This window comes from Neptunicella marina, assembly GCF_014270035.1.
Classification (GTDB): domain Bacteria; phylum Pseudomonadota; class Gammaproteobacteria; order Enterobacterales; family Alteromonadaceae; genus Neptunicella; species Neptunicella marina.
Map to the genome: position 1 here is coordinate 176,141 of NZ_JACNEP010000003.1, position 25,050 is coordinate 201,190.

Consider the following 25,050-nt stretch of genomic DNA (forward strand, 5'->3'; position numbering starts at 1 on the left):
TATCCATGTTCTTAAATTTATTTACCAAAATTTTCGGCAGCAGTAATGATCGAACTCTTAAAAAGCTGAATAAAGTGGTTGAGCAAATCAATGCGTTAGAACCAGAATTTGAAGCATTGAGTGATGAGCAACTTAAAAACAAAACTGCAGAATTTAAAGCCGAGATCGAACAGGGTAAATCCCTTGACGATATCATGGTACAGGCATTTGCTACTGTGCGTGAAGCGTCAAAGCGTGTCTTTGCTATGCGCCACTTTGATGTGCAAATGGTCGGCGGTATGGTGTTGCATCAGGGCAAAATTGCTGAGATGCGTACCGGTGAAGGTAAAACCCTTACCGCTACTCTGCCAACTTATCTAAACGGTTTAAGTGGCAAAGGTGTTCACGTTATTACCGTGAATGATTACCTGGCGCGTCGTGATGCTGACAGCCTGCGTCCTTTATTTGAATTTTTAGGACTCACTGTTGGTTGTAATGTTCCAGGCATGTCGCATGAAGAGAAAAAACAGGCGTATGCAGCGGACATCACCTACGGTACCAATAATGAATTTGGTTTCGATTATCTGCGCGACAATATGGCCTTTGCTCCGGAAGACAGAGTACAACGTCCTTTAAACTATGCCGTTGTCGATGAAGTTGACTCTATTCTGATTGATGAAGCGCGTACACCTTTGATTATATCTGGTGCGGCAGAAGACTCATCAGAACTGTATCGTCAAATTAACGCTATTATCCCCGAATTGGTTCGTCAGGAAAAAGAAGACGAAGAAGGACAAATGGGAGATGGTGATTTCACCATTGATGAGAAGGGCAAACAGATTCACCTGACTGAACACGGTCAGGTGCACATAGAAGAAGTATTACAACAAAAAGGCGTACTCGCGGCAGAAGAATCTTTGTTTGCAGCGAATAATATTAGCCTGTTGCACCACGTGAATGCGGCATTGCGAGCCCACCATCTGTTTCAGCGTGATGTGGATTACATCGTTAAAGATGATGAAATTGTTATCGTTGATGAACATACGGGCCGTACGATGGAAGGTCGTCGCTGGTCGGAAGGTTTACATCAGGCGGTTGAAGCCAAAGAAGGTGTAAAAATTCAGAACGAAAACCAGACACTGGCTTCTATTACTTTCCAGAATTACTTCCGTATTTACGATAAGTTAGCCGGTATGACGGGGACGGCTGATACAGAGGCGTTTGAGTTTAATCATATTTATGGTTTGTTAACGGTGGTTATTCCAACCAACAAACCAATGATCCGTGATGATAAAGATGACTTGATTTATCTGACCGCAGAAGAAAAGTTCGAAGCCATTGTAGAAGATATTCACAAATGCATTGAGAAGAAAGTACCTGTATTAGTAGGTACCATTTCTATCGAAAACTCAGAGCTGTTATCACGCTTCTTAAAGAAAAAGAAAATCACGCATAAAGTGTTAAACGCCAAATTCCACGCACAGGAAGCCGATATTGTGGCGCAAGCGGGTCAGCCGGGCGCTGTCACCATCGCGACTAACATGGCGGGCCGTGGTACCGATATCGTATTGGGTGGTAACTGGCAGGCAGAAGTTGAAAAACTTGAAAATCCAACTCAGGAACAAATTGACAAGATTAAAGCCGACTGGAAAGTACGCCATGATGCGGTGGTAGAAGCCGGTGGTTTGCACATCATTGGTACCGAGCGTCACGAGTCACGTCGTATCGATAACCAGTTGCGTGGTCGTGCCGGTCGTCAGGGTGATCCGGGTTCTTCACGTTTTTACCTGTCTCTTCAAGATCCACTGATGCGTATTTTCGCATCAGACCGTATGGGGGCCATGATGAAACGCCTTGGCATGGAGCGCGGTGAAGCTATCGAGCATCCTTGGTTAAACCGTGCAGTAGAAAACGCACAACGCAAAGTTGAGGGGCGTAACTTCGATATTCGTAAGCAGTTGCTTGAGTTTGATGATGTTGCTAACGATCAGCGTAAAGTGATTTACGAACAACGTAATGAGTTACTGGATGAAGGTGATATCAGCGAAACCATTAATGTCATCCGTAAAGATGTAGTCACTGACGTTATCTCTCAGTACATTCCTCCGCAATCACTGGAAGAAATGTGGGATGTACCAGGTCTGGAAGAGCGTATCAAGGTAGATTTCCAACTGGATTTGCCAGTTCAGAAATGGCTGGACGAAGACAGTAAACTTTATGAAGAAGTGCTAATTGAACGTATTTTGGCTGAAGTGGAAAAAGCTTATCAGGAAAAAGAAGCTCAGGTAAGCGCACCGGTTCTGCGCCAGTTTGAAAAAGCCGTGATGTTGCAAAGCCTTGATTCGCACTGGAAAGAGCACCTTGCGGCTATGGACCATCTGCGTCAGGGAATTCACTTACGTGGTTATGCGCAAAAGAACCCTAAGCAGGAATACAAGCGTGAGTCGTTCCAGCTGTTTTCTGAAATGTTAGAGAACCTAAAAGTCGACGTGGTTAACATCCTGAGTAAAGTTCAGGTCAGAGCAGAGTCAGACGTTGAAGCGGTCGAAGAACAACGTCGTCGTGCCGATGAAACACCAAAACATTATGAACACGAACCCGCCGCAGGTGAAGCGCAAAACGCGGGTCGTCCGGTGATGCGTGAAGGTGCCAAAGTTGGACGTAATGATCCCTGTCCTTGTGGCTCGGGTAAGAAATATAAGCAATGCCACGGCAAGCTTAGTTAACAATATGAAAAAGCCGGCAAATGCCGGTTTTTTTTATCGACATTAAGCAGGGGAATTATGATTAAAACTGTGGAAGTAGCTGTTGGTGTTATTCATCGTGACGGACAGATTTATATCACTCGCCGTGCACAGCAATTGCACCAGGGCGGTAAATGGGAGTTTCCTGGTGGTAAAAAAGAACAGGGCGAGACTGTGCATCAGGCGCTTTGCCGTGAGCTGACGGAAGAAGTCGGTATTGATGTTCAGAGCACTGAACCTTTGTTGGTGGTTGAACATGATTATGGAGATAAAAAAGTTCGCCTCGAAACCCTCCTGGTCACTCGATTTGGAGGCGAACCCTATGGCAGGGAAGGACAGCAAGGTCAATGGGTTAAGCTAAATGATTTGTCTAATTTTGATTTTCCGGAAGCCAATAAGGCCATTTTGCAAAAAGTACTGGAGGCCTTAGCTTAAAACCACATCATCAGAGTAATAATTAATAAACTGCTGCTAAGGGCACAAAATACCCAGTAGTGACGAATTGGATTTTTCAGACTTTGTTGCAATAACCCACCACCTATTGCCCAACTGGTATTGGCCAACATGCCACATAAGGTAAAAACCATTACCAGTGTCACAGACTGGGTTGCCAGTGTGTCACCTGGTATTACAAACTGTGAATAGGCAGAACTTAACATCAGCCAGGCTTTAGGGTTAACCGGATGAACAACCAAGCCACTGATGAACCCGGGGCGCTCGCTGCTTTTTCCCTGAACGGGTATATAACGTTGTTTAAACAGCTTCCAGGCCAGATAAAGTAAATAACAGGTGCCTGATATTTTTATCGCTATCAGCAAGGCTGGTTGCGACTGAATGAGTGCACCTAATCCTAAAGTGACGGCTGCGGCCACCAGTATAAAACCGCTACACACGCCCATTATCATAGGCAAGGTGCGTTTAACGCCCAGCTGTAAGCTGGTACCCAACAAAATTAAATTAGCCGGACCCGGAGTAAATGTCATGGTTGCGGCAAACAATAAAAGTAAAACCAGATTGTGGTTATCCATTGGTGTATTTCCCCTGAGTTGATTGATATATTCAACTATGCAATCAATTAAACTCAAAATGATAAATTGATACCCAATCAATTTGTCTGAGCCCGAGGACTATTTATGTGGAATGCTGACCTGTCTCGCTCTAAATCTGTGCATTTATACCAGCAAGTAGTGGATTGTTTAGCGATGGATATTGCTAATCAGATTTTACAAACTGGACAACGCTTGCCCACTGTAAGAGTTTTGGCACAAGCTCTTGATGTTACGCCTGGCACCATCAACAAAGCTTTTGATGTTGCTGAGAAACAAGGACTAATCGAAAAGCGTCAGGGCAGAGGTACCTTTGTTCGTTCACAAATTAGGTTGAAAACCGCACCAAGTACCATGTTAACTGGCCAATTACAGGGCTGCAATTTCACCATCAATGCACCTATGCCACTGGATTTTGACCATTTAATTAACCCCCATTTGCGAGAGCTTGCACAATCTTCACTGGCGCCTCATTGGAGCAACCATACAGCAACCAATGGTATTGAATCTCATCTTGATGCTATTTCCAGTTGGGTGGCGCAACGTGGTGTCGATGTCAGTATCAATCATTTGTTATTAGTCAGCGGTGCACAGCAAGGTATCCTGTCTTGTCTCATGTTGTTGTTAAATCAGGGTGATAATCTGATGGTGCAGGAGTGTACTTATCCAGGTATTAAATCGGCAGCCAGTCTGTTGGGGATTAATTTGCGTCCAGTCAAGATGGACGAGCAAGGCCTTGATTTAGCGCATTTTGAGCAGTTGTGTCAGCAAAACACCGCCAGGATATTGTTTGTTATGCCGACCGCACATAACCCTACCGGGCGCACCATGGATATGGCACATCGTAAGAAGCTGGTTGCGATTGCGAAGCGCCATCAGATTATTCTAATTGAAGATGATTTATATCTTCATCAACAAACACCGCCCTCATTACAATCCATGTTGCCTGAGCAAACATTTTATATTTCCGGTTTTTCCAAGTGTATATTGCTGGGGTTACGGGTTGGAATGGTGATTGCGCCTGAGCTTTGGCGCGATGAATTACTTAAAGTGATTCAGGTGCAAAACTGGATGGTCAGTCCGTTACTGACCGCACTGCTTGAGCGTTTGATTGATACTGGTGTCGTGGAACAAATCGAACAAATAAGAAAGCAGCGTAATAGTCAGCGTATTAACACGGCAAAATCGATATTAGGTAAATTAAAGCTGGAAGCTGATCCAGTTAATTTACATATTTGGCTTAAACACCCGACTAACGTGTCTTCAGCGGATCTTTTATTGACATTGCAACAAAAAGGAGTGGATGTGATTGCCGGGTCTTTTTTCCATGCTAATAATCAAAGTGTGCCTTCTTTACGCCTTTGTCTGGGCAATGTTTCAGATGAAGAATTGCAACGCGGTCTTAAATGTATTGCTGATACTTTGTATCGCAATCACCTGCCGAGCATGATGTTTTAGCATTGTGTAAACTGGAAATATTTGGTGATTAGTTGTTAAAAAACGATTGTTGCTCGTCCGCCAGCATGGCTTCAATATCTTCTATGTCTATCGCGTTGACTGCTGTTTCGGCATCCTGATTTTTACCACAGGGAATGGTTTTTTCTTCGTTTGCCCACTCGCCCAGATCGATTAACTGACAGCGTTTACTGCAAAACGGGCGATACGGGCTTTGCTCTCCCCATTCAACTTCAGCGTCACATTGTGGACAATTTACTTGCATAGATGCCTTCGTATTATGCTTAAAAAAGAAAAGCCAATTGTATCAAATACAGAAGCGGAGGTCAGCAGCAGGCTTGTTTAAAGGTAACGCTGTTTTCTTCCGTCAACACACCATCCTGGTCTGGGTTAAAGCGCATAAAACGGATAGCATAACGATGTTTATTACCGCTTAATACCGGGTAATAACCCTGTGCAACATCGCATTCAATTCGGATTAACTCACAACGGCTGTCGGCAACATCCTGATAAAAGCCTTTTTCTGCAACTGTCGTGGCTAAACGTCCACGTTCACGCAAAAATGACAAGGTGATATCAATCGCCTGATTGACCAGAGAGAACTCATCCATCCAGCGTTTTATGTCTGCATGAATTATTTGTTGAGGTTGATTCAGCCAATAATGCAAACTGGGTAAGTCAAAACTGCAATTAGCACCGGGAATGGCAAAACGCTGCCTGATAGCTGCGAGAAATTTGTCATCTTTTAATCCACTACCCAGTTTGCGCGCAGATTTTAACTGATCGCGCAATTTCACTATGCGTCGTAAGGTTGTTTGCAATGCATCGTTATCGATTTGAGGATGTTGTGACCAGTGCACCAGATTGCGTTCATGCGCATCAATATCCTTTAAAATATCGGTGCGAATGTCTATGCGTTCCAGTAAGTCTACCAGCGTAAAGAAGGATTCCAGATAACCAATATATTGCCAGTCATGGTTTAGTTCCTTCCATTGGCAAAGCTGTTTAAATAACTGCTCAAGGCGCAAGTAAGTACGTACTTTCTCATTGAGCGGGAATTCAAACACGGCAGTCGGCATAGTGGCTTTTATTATTTGGTTAAGGTTAGCAATTAGTGCACTACATCGTAAAAGTAATCTAATTTCAAGCCTTTGCGTGGATTTTTGCCTGCTGCAGGTAGTGTTGGTGTAGGGCGTTTATTTGTTCATTCAACTCAGTACTATCACCATGATTAAGTATGATATCGTCGGCAAGTTGTAGTCTCAGCTCTCTGCTGGCCTGACTCGCGATAATATTTTTAACCTGAGTCTCGTCTACATTATCCCGCAATATGGTGCGCTGAATTTGTATCTCAGGTGCGACATCAACTACCAGCAATTTATGTACAAGAGGAATGAGATTATTTTCTATTAACAGAGGAACCATCAGAATCACATAGGCAGAACGGGCGTGGGTACAGGCATCAATCATTTTTTGACGAATTATTGGATGTAATAACTGATTCAGCCAATGTTTTTCTTCGGAATTGGCAAAAATAATGCTTCTGAGTTGTGCTCGATTTAAGCTGCCATCTTCATTTAAGACTTGCTCACCAAAGTGTTGTTTAATTTGCAGCAAAGCTTGAGTGCCAGGTTCTACTACAATTCTCGCGATCTGGTCTGCATCAATGACTTCAATTCCTTTTTGCTCAAACATTTTTCCCACGGTACTTTTTCCACTGCCAATACCGCCTGTCAGCCCCACGATAAATTGACTCATGTCAGCAGATAGCTCCAATACCACTCAACAATTTGATTGCCATACATTAGCGTAATCCAGCCGGCTATTGCGAGGTAAGGGCCAAATGGAATAGGTTGAGAATTTTGCTTGCCCTGGCTCTTTAGAAGAATAATGCCGCAAACCGCTCCCACTAAAGAGGACATTAGAATAACGACAGGTAACAGTTGCCATCCAACAAAAGCACCAATGGCGGCTAATAATTTAAAGTCACCGTATCCCATACCATCTTTACCGGTTAGCAGTTTAAATGCCCAGTAAACCGACCATAGACTGAGATATCCCGCCGCTGCACCGATTAATGCGTCTGAGGTTGAAACAAACATAGTGTTAATACTTGCCAGTAATCCCAGCCACATTAAGGGCAATACGATTTGGTCCGGTAATAGCATTTTATCGATATCTATAGCGGTTAAGACCACCATCGACCAGGTAAAAATTAATGCCAGTAAACATTGATAGGTAAAGCCAAAATGCACTGCAATCCAGACTGATAAAATACCAGTAATCAACTCAATAAGAGGGTAACGTGCCGAGATTTTAGTTTTGCAATTAGCGCAACGGCCTTTTAAGAATATCCAGCTAACGAGAGGGATATTTTGCAGCGCTGTTATTTCAGTATGGCAGGATGGGCAACGTGAACGTGGCACGACTAAATTATAGGCTTCAGTTGGTTGTTCTTGTTGTTGCTCATCGGGAGTAAAGTAGGACAAGTATTCCGATTTCCAGCTGCGCTCCAGCATAATTGGCAATCGATGAATAACCACGTTTAAGAAACTGCCTATTAGCAATCCTAAAACAAAGATAAACCCATAAAAAAACGGTAGATTATCTGCAAATAATTGCACAATGGCGGGCATAGCAAAATCCAGCTTATTATTATTTAATCGGTTATTACAACACGAGATGGGGATCAGTTAGTAGTTATACTACATTGCCCATTTCAAAAATTGGCAGGTACATTGCCACAATCAGACCACCAATAACAACACCTAAAACAGCCATTATTAAAGGTTCCAGTAATGCGGTTAGTCCGTCCACCATATCATCGACTTCTCTTTCATAAATGGTGGCAATTTTACTCAGCATATCTTCGACTGCGCCAGACTCCTCACCGATGGCGATCATTTGCACTACCATATCCGGAAATACTGCGGTGGCGCGCATCGCCGTATTCATCTGGGTTCCACCGGCCACTTCTTTTCTGATAAACAAAATCGCATCGCGGAATACCGCATTACCTGATGCGCCAGCGGCAGACTGCAATGCACTAATAAGCGGAACCCCCGCCGCAAATGTGGTGGCCAGAGTGCGGGTAAAACGTGCAATAGCGGCTTTTTTTAATATTTCACCAATGATGGGCATTTTAAGCAGTTTTGCATCCAGACTATCACGCAGCTTTTTAGAGCTTTTATACTGACGAAGGAATAAAAATCCAGCAGCCCCAATCCCCGCAGCTATAAAAACACCATAATCCTGCAAAAAGCGTGACATACCGATGACCATTTGGGTGAAGACCGGCAATTCAGCCCCAAAACTGGAAAATATTTCCTCGAACTGTGGGACCACAAATAACAGCAATATGGTGGTAACAATAAATGCTACAACCAGTACGGCTATCGGATAAAACATGGCTTTTTTAATTTTGGATTTGAGTGCTTCAGATTTTTCTTTGTAAGTAGCGATACGATCGTAAATGGTTTCCAGGGCTCCCGATTGCTCACCTGTTTCAACCAAATCACAGTATAAATCGTCAAAATATAACGGGTGTTTACGTAATGCAGATGAAAGCGGATTACCTGACTTCACTTCACCGGCGATTTCTCCCAGCATTTTGCGCATTGAGGCTTTTGAGTGCCCCTGTGCAATCATATCAATGGTTTGGATAAGAGAGACACCTGCGGCGAGCATAGTGGCAATTTGGCGGCTAATCATACAGATGTCGGCCGCATTAATTTTTTCTGCACCCCGCCCAAATAAAGGTTTGCTGAATTTTTTTACTTTAGTAGCAGAAATGCCCTGGCGCCGAAGCAGATTTTTTGCTTCGCTGATATTGGTGGCGGAAATCTCACCCTTGATAGACTGACCATTGCGGTTAACCCCATCCCAGGCAAAAACAATTAGTGATTTGCTCGATGTGGCCATGGATCACCTCAAATTAAACTATGACTTTTTTGAGATAAAAAAGCCCAGCGGAGACTGGGCTTTTAAATCAACATGCTAGCACTGGATTAACAAAGTGTAGTGTCACTACAAGCTGCGTCCCAAGTTACTTTTCCACCTGCATAGGTTGGGGTCAGCGTGTATGTTTTTGATGCCAGGTCAGAACCTGTTTTACCTTCTGTGGTAATTTTACCATCAAGAGTGGTTAACCCTACTTCAGTGGTTGATACAGCAACATCTGCCGGAATTCCGTTGCTTCCGCCGTCACAGTCGGTTAAGCCATTGTTTACCTGAGCACATACTTCAACTGCAGATTTAGCTGCAGCGGTGGCATTGGTGACTTCAGTAAATTTAGCCTTTTGTGTGTAGCCCTGATAAGCTGGCAACGCGATGGCGGCCAAAATACCGATAATAGCTACTACAATCATTAATTCGATTAGGGTAAAACCCTTGTTGTTGGTTAGTTGAGTCGTTTTCATTTCTGTCTCTCCTGTTACACACTCTGGTGCAAACTGTTTGCAAAATATCTTGGTCTGGCGTTTCACAAAGAAGTTGTGTGGGCACATCTTGTTTGGACATTTTCAGTATAGATCTGATTGCTTTAGCGACAAGTATGCAGAAAGATACTTAAGTGTAAAAACGCGCCAAACAGGCGCGTTTAAGTCAGGAAAAATTAGTTAATACAAAGAGTTAAAAGGTGCTTGTTTGTTTTAACTTTGCATTCTAAGTGACAGATCAATTGCTTTAATATGTTTGGTTAGCGCCCCGGAAGAAATAAAATCCACGCCGGTTTGGGCCAGCTCAGCCAAACGATTAAGCTCAACATTTCCGGATACTTCCAGTTTGGCTCTATGCCGATTGATTTCCACTGCCTTATAGATATCTTGCAATGAAAAATTATCCAGCATAATGATATCTGCAGCACTATCCAGTGCTTGTTGCAGCTCTTCCAGTGATTCCACTTCAACCTCAACCGGTTTGCCAGATTCTAAAGTTCTGGCGGCACTAACCGCGGCCGCGATAGAACCACACGCGGCAATGTGATTTTCTTTAATTAAAAATGCATCGTACAAACCAATACGATGATTTTGGCCTCCACCACATGTTACAGCGTATTTTTGTGCGGTGCGCAAGCCCGGTAAGGTTTTACGTGTATCCAGAATTTTAGTCTGGGTGCCGGCTAAGGCCTGCACATATTTGGCCGTTTCGGTCGCCGTAGCGCACAGAGTTTGTAAAAAATTAAGCGCAGTGCGCTCTCCGCTTAAAATATCGCGACTTGGTCCACGCAGGGTTACCAGTGTTTGATTAGGCTCTATGGTGTCGCCATCGCTAACATGCCACTGCAATTTAACCCTGTTATGAAGTTGCAAAAATACCTCTTCTACCCAGGCTTTTCCGGCCATTATGCAAGGCTCACGGCTAATAATAGTCGCAACAGATTGCTGCCCTGCCGGGATTAAATTCGCGGTAATGTCTGCTTTTTCAAAATTATCTGAGCCAAAATCTTCCAGCAGGGCACAGGCAACTGCGCGCTGGATATCCTGTTGAAGCATAAAATTCTATCTCTGGTTTTGACTCAATATCAGTGAGCCATTTTGTTGTTTAAAATCAAGTTTCTTAAGAGCACTCATGCCGAGCAGTATTTGCTCTCCACCAATTGCCGGGTTTAAGTGGGCACTGACATCATGCAAGGTAATGTCACCTAATTGCAGTGTATCAATCCTGGTACTATACACTTGGATCATACCGTTGGCCGTACTCACCTGACCTGGATAACCGGCTTGCAGCCCTAACTGCTGTTGCAAATGCGCGGGGATCGAAACCTGAGTCGCGCCGGTATCAAGTAAAAAAGTAACTGGCTGGCCGTTTATCTGACCACTGGCGACATAGTGACCATGACGATTTTGCTGCAGTATGACCATTATCTGATTATTACTGGAAATGGATTGTGGCGATTGATTCGGGTTTTCCTGTTCACCAAGTAAATCATCAAACCAGATACTTAATAAAAACAGTGCTGCCAGCCAGGCGAATACAAACATCCATTTTCCATAGCGGGTACTGTTATCTGCGGTCATTGCTTTACCTTGTTTCTTAGCATCGGACAATAATACCTAAAAACAGGCAGATTTGGCATATACAGGGATTGATCTGAGCTTTAATTGACTTGTTGCTGACCGCCACTTAGTCTGGATTAAGATAAAACAGCCTGTGTTATTATTCGGGTTATCCCGTATTATACTGGTTGAAGATAACGCATAGGATAAGCGAATGAATTTGCTGTGTTTATTGTTGATTTTGGCTCTGGAACGAGTGGTTGTAAAAGGTCGACTCTGGTGCATTGATTTTTATGTAAGCCGTTATGTGCATTTTGCCGATAGTCAATTCAACCTCAAACAAGCCTTGCCTTTGTGGCAAATTATCGGCCTGGCAGCAGCGCCAGCCATTATTGTGCAGCTTTTGATGCTGCTGGTGCACAATCAATTGTTGCAAGGGATTATCAGTGCAGCAGTGCTGATGGTATGTATTGGATGTCCCGATTTGCGTGCCTGTTATAAACATTATCTTCAGGCTGCCAACCGTGGCGATACTGAAGCGTGTGAAATCTGTGCCGAGCAATTAGGTCATGATCCTGAAAGGGCGATGAGCCTGGGGCAGACGCTGGTATGGATTAATTATCGTTTTTATGTGGCGGTTATGATCTGGTTTGCGTTTTTCGGTGCAGCAGGTGCCGTATTGTATGTGGTCAGCCGTAATTTATTACGTTATTCAGAGAGCAATGATTTGCCTCACAGCAATAAATTGCATGACTGGGTAAAAATTCTCGACTGGGTTCCTGTTCGAATTACCACCCTCGGTTTTGTATTTATGGGACACTTTAGCAAGGCGTTCCCCGTATGGATTGCGTATTTAGCAGAGTGGAAACCCAGTGCATTAAAAATACTAAGTGATGTGGGTAAAGCGGCCGAAGAAACACCGATAGATCACAACGATTTAGCCCATGAACCTTATATGTTACTTAAATTAGCTAAACGAAATTTACTTTTTATTCTTGTTGTTATTTCAGTTTTAACTCTTACAGGGTTTATTAATTAGACCTTCTGACAATGAAGCATTTGCTCCGGCCCTGAACCCGGAGCAAATGGTTGAACAAAATCCAGACAAATGCTGTGTGAGGTCATACCAGCCTGAGAGTCTTATTTTTAATAAGGTTTTAACGCATTGTTTACACTGGAAACAACAGATTACGCCTAAATTAGGTTGAATCCATTGTCAGTAATATGACAGATAGGTTAATCTAATAGGTAAATTGGTATTACCATTTAACGAAAAGTTAGGTTATGCAGCGTATAAAACCGCAAAAGCTGAGTGATGTTATTGTGCAAAAACTGGAAGAAATGCTTCTCAGTGGCAGCATGGTGGCCGGTCAGAAATTGCCTTCGGAACGCGAACTAGCTGTGCAGTTTGATGTTTCGAGGCCTTCATTGCGGGAAGCCATTCAAAAACTGGAAGCGAAAGGCTTGCTGTATCGTAAACAAGGTGGCGGCACTTACGTAAAAGACAATGCCGATCCTATTGCTAACCAGCCGTTAATGGCATTACTCAGTGCTAATCCTGAATCACAATATGATTTGCTCGAGTTTCGTCATGCATTAGAGGGCATTGCTGCCTACTATGCAGCGTTACGCGCGCAGAAAGACGATTTGGATAAAATTGAATTTGCCTACCAGCTAGTGAAAAAAAGCTGGGATGACAATATCGAAGTTCAAGCCCAAAGCCTGGTGAAGTTTTATCTGGCAATGGCTCAGGCTTCACATAATGCGGTGCTGCTTCATATTGTCAGCGCCATGCAACCAATGTTACAGGACAACATTGCGCGCAACTTGAAAGTGCTGGCTGAGCATAGCGATTGTGGGGATAAACTTCGCGTTCAACGGCATAAGATTTTGCAGGCGATAGTGTCGGGTGATCCGGAAGGGGCAAGACACGCCAGCAATGAGCACTTAGCTTTCATTGAAGAAACATTGCTTAATATTAATCGTCAAAGTTCGCAAATGCAGCGAACGTTACGAAGAATCGAAATATAAACGCTGCCTTTAGCTACTCGCTGAATGAAGCAGTAAGGTGATTAAGACGTCGCTGCAACGGAGAATCGAATAAAGATCAGCTATCTTTAGCTTTTCCCGCAACGACTTAACCAACAATAGGAAAGCAACATGTCAGAAATGATGCAACCAGATGTGGATCAGCAAGAAACACAAGAATGGTTAGATGCACTAGAAGCGGTTCTGCAAGAAGAAGGTCCGGAACGCGCCCATTTCCTGCTTGAAAGCCTGATCGAAAAAGGCCGTCGTAGCGGAGCACACTTACCCTATACAGCCACTACCGCATATATCAATACTATTCCTGCAGGCCAGGAACCGACAATGCCGGGCGACCAGACCATTGAGCGCCGCATTCGTAACGCCATTCGCTGGAATGCGATGATGATGGTAGTGCGTGGATCTAAAAAAGACCTGGATTTAGGTGGACATATTTCCAGTTTTGCCTCTTCTGCCATGTTGTACGATGTGGGCTTTAACCACTTCTTCCGAGCTGCGAATGAAAAAGACGGCGGCGATTATTTATTTGTTCAGGGCCATGTTTCTCCGGGCATTTATTCCCGTGCATTCATTGAAGGTCGTTTAAGCGAAGGTCAGCTGGACATGTTCCGTCAGGAAGCAAACGGTGGTGGTTTATCCTCTTACCCACACCCACGTTTAATGCCTGATTTCTGGCAATTCCCGACTGTATCCATGGGCTTGGGCCCAATGCAGGCTATCTACCTTGCACGTTATTTAAAATACCTTACCAACCGTGGTCTGAAAGATTGCTCTGAGCAGCGCGTATGGTGCTTTATGGGTGATGGCGAAGTGGATGAGCCAGAATCATTGGGTGCAATTGGTCTGGCTTCACGTGAAGGTCTGGATAACTTAACGTTTGTTATCAACTGTAATTTACAGCGTCTGGATGGACCGGTACGTGGTAACGGCAAAATCATTCAGGAACTGGAAGGCACATTCCGTGGGGCTGGCTGGGAAGTATTCAAAGTGATTTGGGGTCGTTACTGGGATCCATTATTAGCGCGCGATACCACAGGCAAACTGTTAGACATTATGAACGAAACTGTTGATGGTGAATACCAGAATTACAAAGCTAAAGGTGGCGCATACACCCGTGAGCACTTCTTTGGTAAATACCCTGAAGTGAAAGAAATGGTGTCTAATATGTCAGATGATGATATCTGGCGTTTAAACCGTGGTGGTCATGATCCGGTTAAAGTTTACGCTGCATACAAACGCGCCGTTGAAACCAAAGGTCGTCCACAGGTTATCCTGGCTAAAACCGTAAAAGGTTATGGTATGGGCGCAGCGGGCGAAGGTAAAAACATCGCGCACAACGTCAAGAAAATGGATCTGGAAGCGGTACGTGCTTACCGTGATCGTTTTGCTATTCCTATCAGTGATGAAGATTTGGCTGATTTGCCATACTTCAAATTCGACGAAGACAGCGAGGAAATGAAGTACTTGCGTGCCCGTCGTGAATCTCTGCACGGATATTTACCAGCACGTTTACCACAGAGCAAAGAAAGCTTACCCGCGCCACCATTGTCTGCCTTTGATGCTGTAACCAAAGGTTCTGGCGACCGTGAAATTTCTACCACCATGGCGTTTGTACGTGTACTAACCGCTATGTTGAAAGACAAAAAAGTCGGTAACCGTGTGGTACCTATCATTCCTGATGAAGCCCGTACATTTGGTATGGAAGGTTTATTCCGTCAGGTAGGTATTTATTCTAACCACGGCCAGAAATATGTGCCTCAGGATGCAGATCAGGTCGCTTATTATCGTGAAGATAAAAAAGGTCAGGTACTGCAGGAAGGTATCAACGAATTAGGTGCAATGGCATCCTGGTTAGCCGCGGGTACGTCATACTCAACTAACGACCTGCCAATGATCCCGGTTTATATTTATTACTCAATGTTTGGTTTCCAGCGTGTGGGTGATTTGGCATGGGCGGCGGGTGATAGCCTGGCGCGTGGTTTCTTAGTCGGTGGTACTGCTGGTCGTACAACGCTAAATGGCGAAGGTCTGCAGCATCAGGATGGTCAGAGTCATACACAGGCCAGCCTGATCCCTAACTGTATTACTTATGACCCAACTTACGGTTATGAAGTGGCGGTTATCGTACAAGACGGTATGCGCCGTATGTTCGAAGAACAGGAAAACGTCTTTTACTACCTGACAGTAATGAACGAAAACTACGTTCAGCCGGCTATGCCTGAAGGTGCAGAAGAAGGTATCCGTAAAGGTTTGTATAAGCTGGAATCAGTTGAAGCCAGCAAAGCCAAAGCCAGCGTTAAACTGCTGGGTAGCGGTACTATCCTGAATCAGGTACGTGAAGCGGCACAAATTCTTAAGTCTGACTTCAATATCTCTTCTGAAGTATACAGTGCTACCTCGTTCAACGAGCTGGGCCGTGACGGTCTGAACTGTGAGCGCAGCAACATGCTTAATCCAAAAGGTGATCAGCGTGTGCCTTACATCACTAAAGTATTGAACGACGGTGTGAAAGGCCCAACCATTGCGGCTACCGATTACGTCAAAGCCTATGCCGATCAGGTACGTGCATTTGTTCCGGGTCAGTATAAAGTGCTGGGTACCGATGGTTTCGGTCGTTCAGACAGCCGTGCTAACCTGCGTCATCACTTTGAAGTGGATGCTAAGTTCATTGTTGTTGCAAGCTTGTATGAACTGGCACGTGGCGGTGAGCTTGATATGAAAATCGTGGCTGATACCATCGAAAAATATGGTATTGCCCAGGATAAACTGAATCCACTTTACGCATAATCGGACAAGGAGATATTGAACATGGCCGATATTAAAGATGTATTAGTACCCGATGTAGGCGGGGATGAAGTAGAAATCATCGAAATTTGCGTACAGGTGGGTGAAGACGTTGAAGCTGAAACCTCATTGGTAACAGTGGAAAGCGATAAAGCCAGCATGGATATTCCCGCGCCATTTGGCGGTAAAATCAGTGAAATACTGGTGAAGGTTGGTGACAAAATCAGCCAGGACGCATTAATCATGAAAATCGAAGCTGCGGGTGATGACGCACCTGCCGCTGAAGCTGAGCCACAAGCGCCAGCTGCTGACGAAACTAAAGCTGCTGAACCACAGCAAAAAGAAGCGGAGTCTGCGCCTGCTGCCAATACTGGTGCAAGCAAAGTGATTCAGGTTGAAGTGCCAGATATTGGTACCGATGGCGAAGTGGATGTTATCGACGTATTGGTTGCAGAAGGCGATCAAATTGAAAAAGAAGCCGGTTTAATCACCTTAGAGACTGATAAAGCCACCATGGATGTACCCTCACCTGAAGCGGGTACAGTAAAATCGGTAAAAGTGAAAAACGGTGACAAAGTGTCTCAGGGCTCACTGATTATCGAACTTGAAACACAATCTGCTGACGCTGAGTCTGCACCAGCTGAACAAGCCGCTCCGGCTGCTGCTGAAAGTGCACCTGCCGCCAGCACCGAATCCAAAGTGATCGATGTTTGTGTACCTGATATCGGTACCGAAGGCGAAGTGGATGTTATCGATGTACTGGTTACGGCTGGTGACGAAATCGAAAAAGAAGCGGGTTTGATTACCCTGGAAACCGACAAAGCCACCATGGATGTCCCTGCACCAGAAGCCGGTGTGGTTAAATCTGTTGAAGTGAGCACAGGCGGTAAAGTGTCTCAGGGCTCATTAATTATTAAGCTGGAAGTTAAAGGTGCAGCAGCACCACAAGCCAGCGCTCCAGCGCCATCCGCGGAGAGCAAACCTCAACCTGCGGCGGCTAAAACAGAACAGCAAAAAGCACCACCTGTTCCTCATCATCCTTCTGTGGGCGAGAGACCACGTGGCGGTGTTGTACATGCATCCCCTTCAGTGCGTCGTTTAGCGCGTGAATTTGGTGTGGATCTGACTCTGGTTAAAGGTTCTGGTCGTAAAGGGCGTATTTTAAAAGAAGACGTGCAGTCTTATGTGAAATACGAATTGTCACGTCCTAAGATGACAGCAAGCTCACAAATCGCTGCCGGAGGCGGTGGTTTGCAAGTATTGCCGCAGCCAAAAGTGGATTTCAGCAAATTTGGTGAAGTGGAAGAAATTCCATTAACCCGCATCCAGAAAATTTCTGGTCCTAACTTGCATCGCAACTGGGTAACCATTCCTCATGTTACGCAATTCGATGAAGCGGATATCACTGAACTGGAAGCGTTCCGTAAACAGCAAAACGCCATTGCTGAGAAGAAAAAACTTGGCATCAAAATCACGCCGCTGGTGTTTATGATGAAAGCGGTTGTGGACGCGTTAAAAGCCTATCCGGTATTTAACACCTCTTTGTCTGAATCGGGCGAAAGCTTAATTCAGAAAAAGTACTACCATGTTGGTATCGCAGTAGACACCCCGGGAGGCCTTGTTGTACCGGTAGTGCGTGACGTAGATCAAAAAGGTATTTACGAGCTGTCTAAAGAGCTGACCGAAATCAGCATCAAAGCGCGTGATGGCAAGTTAAAAGCGGCGGATATGCAGGGCAGTTGTTTTACCATCTCAAGTTTAGGTGGCATTGGTGGTACTGCGTTTACACCTATTGTAAATGCGCCAGACGTCGCCATATTGGGTGTATCGAAGAGTGAAATGAAACCGAAGTGGAATGGTAAAGAGTTTGAACCTAAGCTGATGCTGCCATTATCGCTGTCTTACGATCACCGTGTCATTGACGGTGCGGTTGCAGCTCGATTCACTGTTCACTTGAGCACAGTGTTAAGCGATATCCGTAATTTATTGCTGTAGTTGAAAAAATAGTCGTAATTTTTTGTAAAACGGGGCCGGGCTAAGTAGAATTCGCCCCGTTACCAAAGTCATAATAATTTGAGGTTACTCATGAGCGAAATCAAAACACAGCTGGTTGTACTGGGCGCAGGACCAGGTGGTTACTCAGCGGCATTCCGTGCGGCTGATTTAGGCATTGAAACCGTGTTGGTTGATGCCCGCGATACGCTTGGCGGCGTATGTCTGAATGTTGGTTGTATCCCTTCTAAAGCCTTGTTACACGTTGCTAAAGTTATTGATGATGCAAAAGAAATGGCTGCTCACGGCGTTAGCTTTGGTGAGCCAAAAATCGATTTAGACAAAGTACGTGGCTGGAAAGACAGCGTTGTTAGCCAACTGACTAAAGGTCTGGATGGCATGTCTAAAATGCGCAAAGTTAAGCATGTTCAGGGCTATGGTAAATTCACTGGCAGTAACTCCCTGGAAGTTGAAGGTAAAGATGGCAAAACCACTATTACGTTTGACAATGCGATTATCGCTGCAGGTTCTGAGCCTGTTTCTCTGCCATTCATCCCAAAAGATGATCCACGTGTAATCGATTCTACCGGTGCACTGGAAATGGCTGACATACCAGAAAAAATGCTGGTACTGGGCGGTGGTATCATCGGTCTGGAAATGGGTACGGTATACCGTTCTCTGGGTTCTCAAATTGATGTGGTTGAATTCCTTGATCAATTAGTGCCTGCTGCTGATAAAGACATCATCAAGGTTTACCAGAAGTACGTAAAAGACAAGTTCAACGTGATGCTGGAAACCAAAGTAACTGGCGTAGAAGCCAAGAAAGACGGTTTATACGTAAGCTTTGAAGGCAAAAACGCACCTGCTGAACCTGTTCGTTACGACAAGGTATTAGTTGCTGTTGGCCGTCGTCCAAACGGTAGCTTGTTAGATGCTGATAAAGCCGGTGTTAACGTTGATGAACGTGGTTTCATTAACGTAGACAAGCAAATGAAAACCAACGTAAATCACATTTATGCCATCGGTGATTTGGTTGGCCAGCCAATGTTGGCACACAAAGCCGTTCACGAAGGTCACGTTGCCGCTGAAGTTATTGCAGGTAAGAAACACTACTTCGATCCTAAGTGCATTCCTTCAGTTGCCTACACCGACCCGGAAATCGCATGGGTAGGGTTAACTGAGAAAGAAGCCAAAGAGAAAGGCGTAAGTTATGAAACTGCTACTTTCCCGTGGGCTGCATCAGGCCGTGCTATTGCATCAGGTCGCACCGAAGGTATGACTAAGCTGGTATTTGAAAAAGACAGTGGTCGTGTTATCGGTGGTGCCATGGTGGGTATCAACGCCGGTGAAATGTTAGGCGAAATCGGTCTGGCAGTGGAAATGGGCGCAGATGCAGAAGATATCGCATTAACCATTCACGCTCACCCAACACTGAACGAGTCTATCGGTCTGGCTGCTGAAATTTTCGAAGGTAGCATCACTGACTTACCTAATCCAAAAGCAAAAAAGAAAAAGTAATTTTTGCTAAATGATTTTAAAAAGGGCCGTAAGGCCCTTTTTTATTGGCAAATTTAAACTTCCATTGCTGAATAAATACTTGAAATTCATTAGCATAAGCAAATTCATTACAACGAGAATAATAAACAATGTTAGAGCGATTATTTGCACTGTCTGAGCGCGGCAGTAACGTGAAAACCGAGGTAGTAGCAGGTTGTACCACCTTTTTAACCATGGCCTATATCATTTTTGTTAATCCATCGATTCTGGCCGAAGCCGGCATGGATCACGGTGCGGTGTTTGTCGCTACCTGTTTAGCTGCTGCGATTGGTTGTTTGATTATGGGCTTGGTCGCTAATTTGCCTATTGCCTTAGCACCGGGTATGGGGCTTAACGCTTTTTTCACTTATGGCGTAGTCATGTCGATGGGCTACAGCTGGCAATCGGCATTAGGTGCGGTATTTCTCTCGGGTATTCTGTTTTTTTTGTTAAGCGCATTTAAAGTGAGGGAGTGGATTATCAATGCGATACCCATGACTCTTAAAAAAGGCATCGCCACCGGTATTGGTGCTTTTCTGGCGATGATTGCACTTAAAAATGCCGGCATTATTGTTGACCACCCCGCTACGTTAGTCACTTTAGGTACTATTACCGATTTCATTCCTTTAATGAGCATCATCGGCTTCTTTTTAGTGGCCGCATTCACCGCACGTCATTTAAAAGGTGGCGTAATGCTGGCGATATTAATTATGACCCTTATAGGGCTAGCATCGGGCGATGTGCAATACGCGGGCATTGTTTCTGCGCCACCCTCTCTGGCGCCTACATTCCTGCAAATGGATTTACATGCAGCACTGGAACTGTCGATGTTAAGCGTGGTATTCGCCTTTTTGTTTGTGGATTTATTTGATACCTCAGGCACCTTGATTGCCGTCACTCATAAAGCCGGTCTGGCCGATGACAAAGGCAATGTACCTAATTTAGGTAAAGCCTTAATGAGCGACAGTATTGCAACCGTGGCTGGTGCCAGTTTAGGTACGTCAACCACTACCAGCTATATCGAAAGCGCGTCCGGTGTGGCCGAAGGCGGTAAAACCGGATTAACCGCTGTGGTGGCCGGTGGATTGTTTTTATTAAGCATCTTTTTCGCGCCACTGGCAGGCATGATCCCAACCTACGCCACCGCCGGTGCCATATTTTATGTGGCGATTTTAATGTTATTTGGCCTGCGTGATATCGATTGGGATGATATTACCGAGGCAGCGCCAGTGACGGTGGTTTTGCTGTTCACACCACTGACGTTTTCCATCGCCAATGGGATAACCCTGGCGTTTATTACTTACACCTTTGTGAAAGTGGTATGTGGTAAATGGCAGGAGGTGACAACAAGTGTGTGGGTGTTGACCGCGATTTTTGTGGCAAAGATTGCATTTGTTGGGTGATAGAATTGTGAAGACCGCAGATAGCGGTCTTTTTTGTTAAAGACCATTGTGACAGGTTATATCGAGCCTAACTAGAGATTCCGCACATGCATAAATTAATTTTGGTTTTAATGGCGCTTTTATTATTTTCTTGTGAAAAAAAAGATTCTGTAGCTGAAGGAAAGGTTTTCTTTGATAACTACCAAAATTACTTGCTCGCTGGCGGCGATGAATCAAAACTAATTGATTCTTATTTTTCTGATTCTCACATTATCGACGTGCCTTATTTAGAAAGATTGTCAGGTACGGAAATAAATGTTCTCTGCATGTTCATGAATGATTATAAAAACTCTAAATTTGATGTTAGCTCATTGCAAAAAAATCGAATCGATGAAGATTTCAATGTAATCAAAAATTTTCTTTTAAAAATCAATCATCCTGGAAATGTTTATAGGTCCTGTGTTGAACCTTTTTTGTTAGAAGTAGAGAAAGGACTCAGGTATAAAACTAAAACATGACTAAATTAGGCATTGCGGTCTTTAAATAAATTGTTCATTTCACGCCCTTTGCAGGGCGCGAGCCTATTTGGATGGAGCCAAATAGGCGAAAGCTCCTTCACTCCGCCGACTTTTTTAACGCCAAAATCAAGCTGTCTTTTATTCGAAGCGGCCAAAGGCAGCAATCCCTGCAAAGCGTTGGCCTTGGCCGAACGTCCAGTTCGGCCATTCGAAAGCCAGCTTGGTTTTGGCTAAAAGTCAGAGTCGCAGTAAGTCAGCCGTTGGCTGACTGGGAAAACCAAAACTTTGAGTCATCACCGCGACAGCGGCCAAACTTAGTTTGGCTAATTGCGACTCCAACTTGCCTTGTGCAGGTGAAACTTGTTCGAACGGGAAAACAGGAAGTTTTCCCGAGGTGCGTGCTTTGCATGGATAGCTGCCTCGCACCGGTTCGATTAAACAAGTGATACCGTAACAAGATCAGCAAGTTGGCGGAGTGCAGGATTCTTTCGCCCCTTTCTTATCCCTAAGAAAGGGGCTCGCCCCGCAAGGATGCGGGGAGAATAAGGCTATGGATGGCAAAGGGGTTAATGTGGTGGCAGGTATTGTTGGGTAACTTGCACACCAGAAAAAACAAAAAAAAGCCGCTATCAGCGGCCTTTTCCAAATCATCAGCTTTGCTGTTACTTCAGCAGGTGCATAATATCAGCCAGCTCTGTTTTACCATTGATAATCTCGTCTGGTGTCAGGCCTGAGATTTCATGAGGGAATACCAACCACTCGTCAGATTCATGCACGTAATAGTCGGGGATGATATCCACTTTGGTATTTTTCGGTTTATACCAGGGGCAGGCAACACGAATATCACCCGGGGTGTTTAAACGTGACAATTTACGAATTTGATTAATCAGGGCATCAACACTGCGGCCTGAGTCAAATACATCATCAACAATCAGTAGTTTGTCCTGTGCATTGGCATTCTCAATTAAATAATGCAGACCATGCACTTTGATTTCTTTGGATTGTTGATTGATACCGTAATACGACGAGGTACGTACCGCAATATGATCGGTTTCTACTTTTTTGAAGTCGAAATATTCCTGAACTGCGATACCAATTGGAGCACCGCCACGCCAGATACCAATAATATAATCAGGGCGGAAGCCATCTTCATACACAATGGATGCCAGTCTAAAAGAGTCCTGCAACAACTGTTGTGAGGTAATAAAGTGCTTTTCTGACACGTACGTCTCCACTTTTATTCAATTTAAAAGCGCGGATTATAATGCAAGGCGCGCTAAATGTATTCGTTCGATTAAAAATAATACGCGATGAATGGCGGCTGTAACATTCTGTAAAGACTTGCTATTTGCCCTGTGTCGCCCGTAAGGTAGACTGATTCTGGGTAAATACTTTTTTGTCTAAATAAGACACAGAAATTTGCATCGTCTTCCACGTTAGTTGTAATCAAAAGCGAGCAGATTCTGCATAACTATAACAATGGGAACCAACATGAAAAAACTCACGTTAATTGCGCTGGGCGTATCGGCTGCTTTAGGCCTGTCTGCCTGTAACCCTGCTCCTAAAACAGACACTGCCAGTACGCAGGCTGAGAAAAAGCCACTGCAATCAGGTATTGATGTTACAGCTATCGATACCGCTGTGGCGCCGGGTGAAGACTTCTTCCGTTATGTGAATGGTAGCTGGTTATCTAAAACCGAAATTCCAGCGGATAAGTCACGTTACTCTGTATTTAATATTCTGTATGACAACAGCCAGGTTCAATTAAAAGAAATCATCCAGGATGCCGCCGCAGAGGAAAATGCCGATGGCAGCAATAATCAAAAACTGGGTGACATGTATAACAGCTACATGAATGACAAGCTGGCGAATGAACTGGGTGTGAAACCTGTGCAGCCTTTGCTGGATGAAGTGGCTGCAATTAGCAATGCCAGCGAGTTTGCTGCTGAAATGGGCAAGTTGGGCCGTTTAGGTGTCGATGCACCATTTGGCTACTATGTTTCTCCTGATGCCAAAGAACCGGGCGTATACGCGGCGTACTATGTACAAAGCGGTTTAACCATGCCGGATAAAGATTATTACTTCAAAGATGAAGAAAAATTCCAGAAGTTTCGCGCTGCCATGCTGGAATATGTGGAAGGTGTATTAACGGCTGCGGGTTATGACAATGCCAAACAAGCTGCAGATAACATTATGGCGCTGGAAACTGCGATTGCAGATAAGCACTTAAGTCGTGTTGAACGTCGTGACGCTGAAAAAAACTACAACAAACGCAGTACGGAAGAAGTCACTACATTGTTAAATGGTTTTGACTACGCAGCCTATGCAAAAGGTTCGGGTATTGAAGATGTACAAAAAGTGATTGTACGTGAACTACCTTACTTTGAAGCGATTGGTGGCATTTTAGCGGACACTGATCTGCAAACATTAAAAGATTACCTGGCGTTCCGCGTAGTGGATCAATACGCCCCACGTTTGAGTGATACCTTCTCTGATTTAAGCTTTAACTTCTACTCTAAAACCCTACGCGGTGTACCAGAGCAACAGGAGCGCTGGAAGCGTGCAGTTGCCTCAACCAGTGGTGTGTTAGGTGAAGTGTTAGGTCAGCAATATGTAAAACGTCACTTCAAGCCAGAGGCAAAAGCCAAGATGGAGTCGCTGGTTGATAATCTGGTTAAAGCCTATGGGCAGAGCATCAAAGAAATCGACTGGATGACAGACACTACCAAACAAGCTGCACTGGAAAAACTGTCTAAGTTTACGCCTAAAATTGGTTACCCGGATAAATGGCGTGATTATTCTGCTTTAACCATTAAAGCAGATGATTTGGTGGGTAACTATCAGCGTTATTATGAGTTTGAGACCGATTTTAATAATAAACGTATCGGTCAGGAAGTGGATACTTCTGAATGGGGCATGACACCACAAACCATCAATGCCTATTACAGCCCAACCCGTAACGAAATCGTATTCCCGGCGGCCATTTTGCAACCACCATTCTTTAATATGGATGCGGATGATGCGGTTAATTACGGTGCAATTGGTGCGGTAATTGGACACGAGATTGGTCATGGGTTTGATGATCAGGGGTCTAAATATGATGGTGACGGTAACCTGCGTAGCTGGTGGACGGACGAAGACCGTACCGCCTTTGAAAAACTGACCGCTAAGTTAGTTGATCAATACAATCAGTTTGAACCCATTGAAGGTCAGCATGTAAATGGTGAACTGACTCTGGGTGAAAATATCGGTGATTTATCTGGTGTCACCATTGGTCATAAAGCCTATGTTATGTCTTTGCAAGGAAAAGACTCGCCTGTGATTGATGGCCTTACAGGCGATCAGCGTTTCTTAATGGGGTATGCCCAGGTATGGCGCGGTAAATATCGTGATGATGCACTGCGTGCTCAGCTGTTAAGCGATCCTCATTCGCCAGGTGAATTCCGTACTAACGGCATAGTGCGTAACTCAGATGTATTCTACAAAGCCTTTGATATTAAAGAAGGTGATGAAATGTATCTTAAACCAGAAGATCGCGTAAAAATCTGGTAATTTACATTTGTTAAAAATTA

General features: G+C 44.4%; 21 protein-coding genes. 11 read left to right on the forward strand and 10 right to left on the reverse strand.

Annotation, left to right across the window (positions count from 1 at the left end):
* Positions 1-5 precede the first annotated feature (5 nt).
* Positions 6-2,705 (forward strand): preprotein translocase subunit SecA, encoded by a 2,700-nt coding sequence (secA, locus tag H8B19_RS05425; protein WP_186505780.1) that lies wholly within the window; start codon positions 6-8, stop codon positions 2,703-2,705.
* A 60-nt stretch (positions 2,706-2,765) separates the two neighbouring features.
* Positions 2,766-3,158 (forward strand): 8-oxo-dGTP diphosphatase MutT, encoded by a 393-nt coding sequence (gene mutT / locus H8B19_RS05430; protein WP_186505921.1) that lies wholly within the window; start codon positions 2,766-2,768, stop codon positions 3,156-3,158.
* Here mutT and H8B19_RS05435 read toward each other — a convergent pair.
* Complete coding sequence (locus H8B19_RS05435; protein WP_186505781.1) at positions 3,155-3,751, reverse strand: LysE family translocator; 597 nt, start codon at positions 3,749-3,751, stop codon at positions 3,155-3,157. The two genes, mutT and H8B19_RS05435, sit on opposite strands and share 4 nt — an antisense overlap.
* A gap of 105 nt (positions 3,752-3,856) precedes the next feature.
* Between H8B19_RS05435 and H8B19_RS05440 the strand changes: the two genes are divergently transcribed.
* The gene (locus H8B19_RS05440; protein WP_186505782.1) at positions 3,857-5,227 is read left to right on the forward strand and encodes an aminotransferase-like domain-containing protein; all 1,371 of its coding nucleotides are present in this window, start codon (positions 3,857-3,859) and stop codon (positions 5,225-5,227) included.
* 28 nt (positions 5,228-5,255) lie between these two features.
* Here H8B19_RS05440 and yacG read toward each other — a convergent pair whose 3' ends face one another.
* The 8 genes from yacG to H8B19_RS05480 form a co-directional block, all read right to left on the reverse strand.
* Positions 5,256-5,489: a DNA gyrase inhibitor YacG gene (gene yacG, locus H8B19_RS05445; protein ID WP_186505783.1), complete on the reverse strand. Its 234-nt coding sequence runs from the start codon at positions 5,487-5,489 to the stop codon at positions 5,256-5,258.
* A gap of 61 nt (positions 5,490-5,550) precedes the next feature.
* Positions 5,551-6,303 carry a cell division protein ZapD gene (gene zapD / locus H8B19_RS05450; RefSeq protein WP_186505784.1) on the reverse strand — a complete coding sequence of 251 codons (753 nt, stop codon included), beginning with the start codon at positions 6,301-6,303 and terminating at the stop codon, positions 5,551-5,553.
* Between the two features lie 64 nt (positions 6,304-6,367).
* Positions 6,368-6,982: a dephospho-CoA kinase gene (gene coaE / locus H8B19_RS05455; protein ID WP_186505785.1), complete on the reverse strand. Its 615-nt coding sequence runs from the start codon at positions 6,980-6,982 to the stop codon at positions 6,368-6,370.
* Positions 6,979-7,860, reverse strand: a complete 882-nt coding sequence (locus H8B19_RS05460) for a prepilin peptidase (RefSeq protein ID WP_186505786.1) — start codon at positions 7,858-7,860, stop codon at positions 6,979-6,981. Before H8B19_RS05460 ends, coaE begins: the two co-directional genes overlap by 4 nt.
* A gap of 64 nt (positions 7,861-7,924) precedes the next feature.
* Positions 7,925-9,145 (reverse strand): type II secretion system F family protein, encoded by a 1,221-nt coding sequence (locus H8B19_RS05465; RefSeq protein ID WP_186505787.1) that lies wholly within the window; start codon positions 9,143-9,145, stop codon positions 7,925-7,927.
* A gap of 86 nt (positions 9,146-9,231) precedes the next feature.
* Entirely contained in the window at positions 9,232-9,642 is a 411-nt protein-coding gene (locus H8B19_RS05470; RefSeq protein ID WP_186505788.1) for a pilin, read from the reverse strand.
* Between the two features lie 231 nt (positions 9,643-9,873).
* Positions 9,874-10,716: a carboxylating nicotinate-nucleotide diphosphorylase gene (nadC, locus tag H8B19_RS05475; protein WP_186505789.1), complete on the reverse strand. Its 843-nt coding sequence runs from the start codon at positions 10,714-10,716 to the stop codon at positions 9,874-9,876.
* A gap of 6 nt (positions 10,717-10,722) precedes the next feature.
* Positions 10,723-11,241: a retropepsin-like aspartic protease family protein gene (locus H8B19_RS05480; protein ID WP_186505790.1), complete on the reverse strand. Its 519-nt coding sequence runs from the start codon at positions 11,239-11,241 to the stop codon at positions 10,723-10,725.
* Between the two features lie 193 nt (positions 11,242-11,434).
* Between H8B19_RS05480 and ampE the strand changes: the two genes are divergently transcribed.
* The 7 genes from ampE to H8B19_RS05515 all read left to right on the forward strand — a co-directional run bounded on the left by ampE (position 11,435) and on the right by H8B19_RS05515 (position 21,478).
* On the forward strand, positions 11,435-12,259 hold the full coding sequence (ampE, locus tag H8B19_RS05485; RefSeq protein ID WP_186505791.1) for a beta-lactamase regulator AmpE: 825 nt from the start codon (positions 11,435-11,437) through the stop codon (positions 12,257-12,259).
* Between the two features lie 245 nt (positions 12,260-12,504).
* Entirely contained in the window at positions 12,505-13,251 is a 747-nt protein-coding gene (pdhR, locus tag H8B19_RS05490) for a pyruvate dehydrogenase complex transcriptional repressor PdhR (RefSeq protein ID WP_186505792.1), read from the forward strand.
* A gap of 129 nt (positions 13,252-13,380) precedes the next feature.
* Positions 13,381-16,053, forward strand: coding sequence for a pyruvate dehydrogenase (acetyl-transferring), homodimeric type (aceE, locus tag H8B19_RS05495; RefSeq protein WP_186505793.1), 2,673 nt, complete (start codon positions 13,381-13,383; stop codon positions 16,051-16,053).
* Positions 16,054-16,074: 21 nt separating this feature from the next.
* Positions 16,075-18,045, forward strand: coding sequence for a pyruvate dehydrogenase complex dihydrolipoyllysine-residue acetyltransferase (aceF, locus tag H8B19_RS05500; protein ID WP_186505794.1), 1,971 nt, complete (start codon positions 16,075-16,077; stop codon positions 18,043-18,045).
* Positions 18,046-18,135: 90 nt separating this feature from the next.
* Positions 18,136-19,560, forward strand: a complete 1,425-nt coding sequence (gene lpdA / locus H8B19_RS05505) for a dihydrolipoyl dehydrogenase (protein ID WP_186505795.1) — start codon at positions 18,136-18,138, stop codon at positions 19,558-19,560.
* Positions 19,561-19,688: 128 nt separating this feature from the next.
* Positions 19,689-20,981, forward strand: coding sequence for an NCS2 family permease (locus tag H8B19_RS05510; protein ID WP_186505796.1), 1,293 nt, complete (start codon positions 19,689-19,691; stop codon positions 20,979-20,981).
* Positions 20,982-21,067: 86 nt separating this feature from the next.
* Positions 21,068-21,478, forward strand: coding sequence for a hypothetical protein (locus H8B19_RS05515; RefSeq protein WP_186505797.1), 411 nt, complete (start codon positions 21,068-21,070; stop codon positions 21,476-21,478).
* Between the two features lie 662 nt (positions 21,479-22,140).
* Here the strand turns inward: H8B19_RS05515 and H8B19_RS05520 are convergent.
* The gene (locus H8B19_RS05520) at positions 22,141-22,701 is read right to left on the reverse strand and encodes a phosphoribosyltransferase family protein (protein WP_186505798.1); all 561 of its coding nucleotides are present in this window, start codon (positions 22,699-22,701) and stop codon (positions 22,141-22,143) included.
* A 268-nt stretch (positions 22,702-22,969) separates the two neighbouring features.
* On the opposite strand from H8B19_RS05520, the gene H8B19_RS05525 reads away from it, so the two are divergent.
* Positions 22,970-25,030, forward strand: a complete 2,061-nt coding sequence (locus tag H8B19_RS05525; RefSeq protein ID WP_186505799.1) for a M13 family metallopeptidase — start codon at positions 22,970-22,972, stop codon at positions 25,028-25,030.
* Positions 25,031-25,050 lie beyond the last annotated feature (20 nt).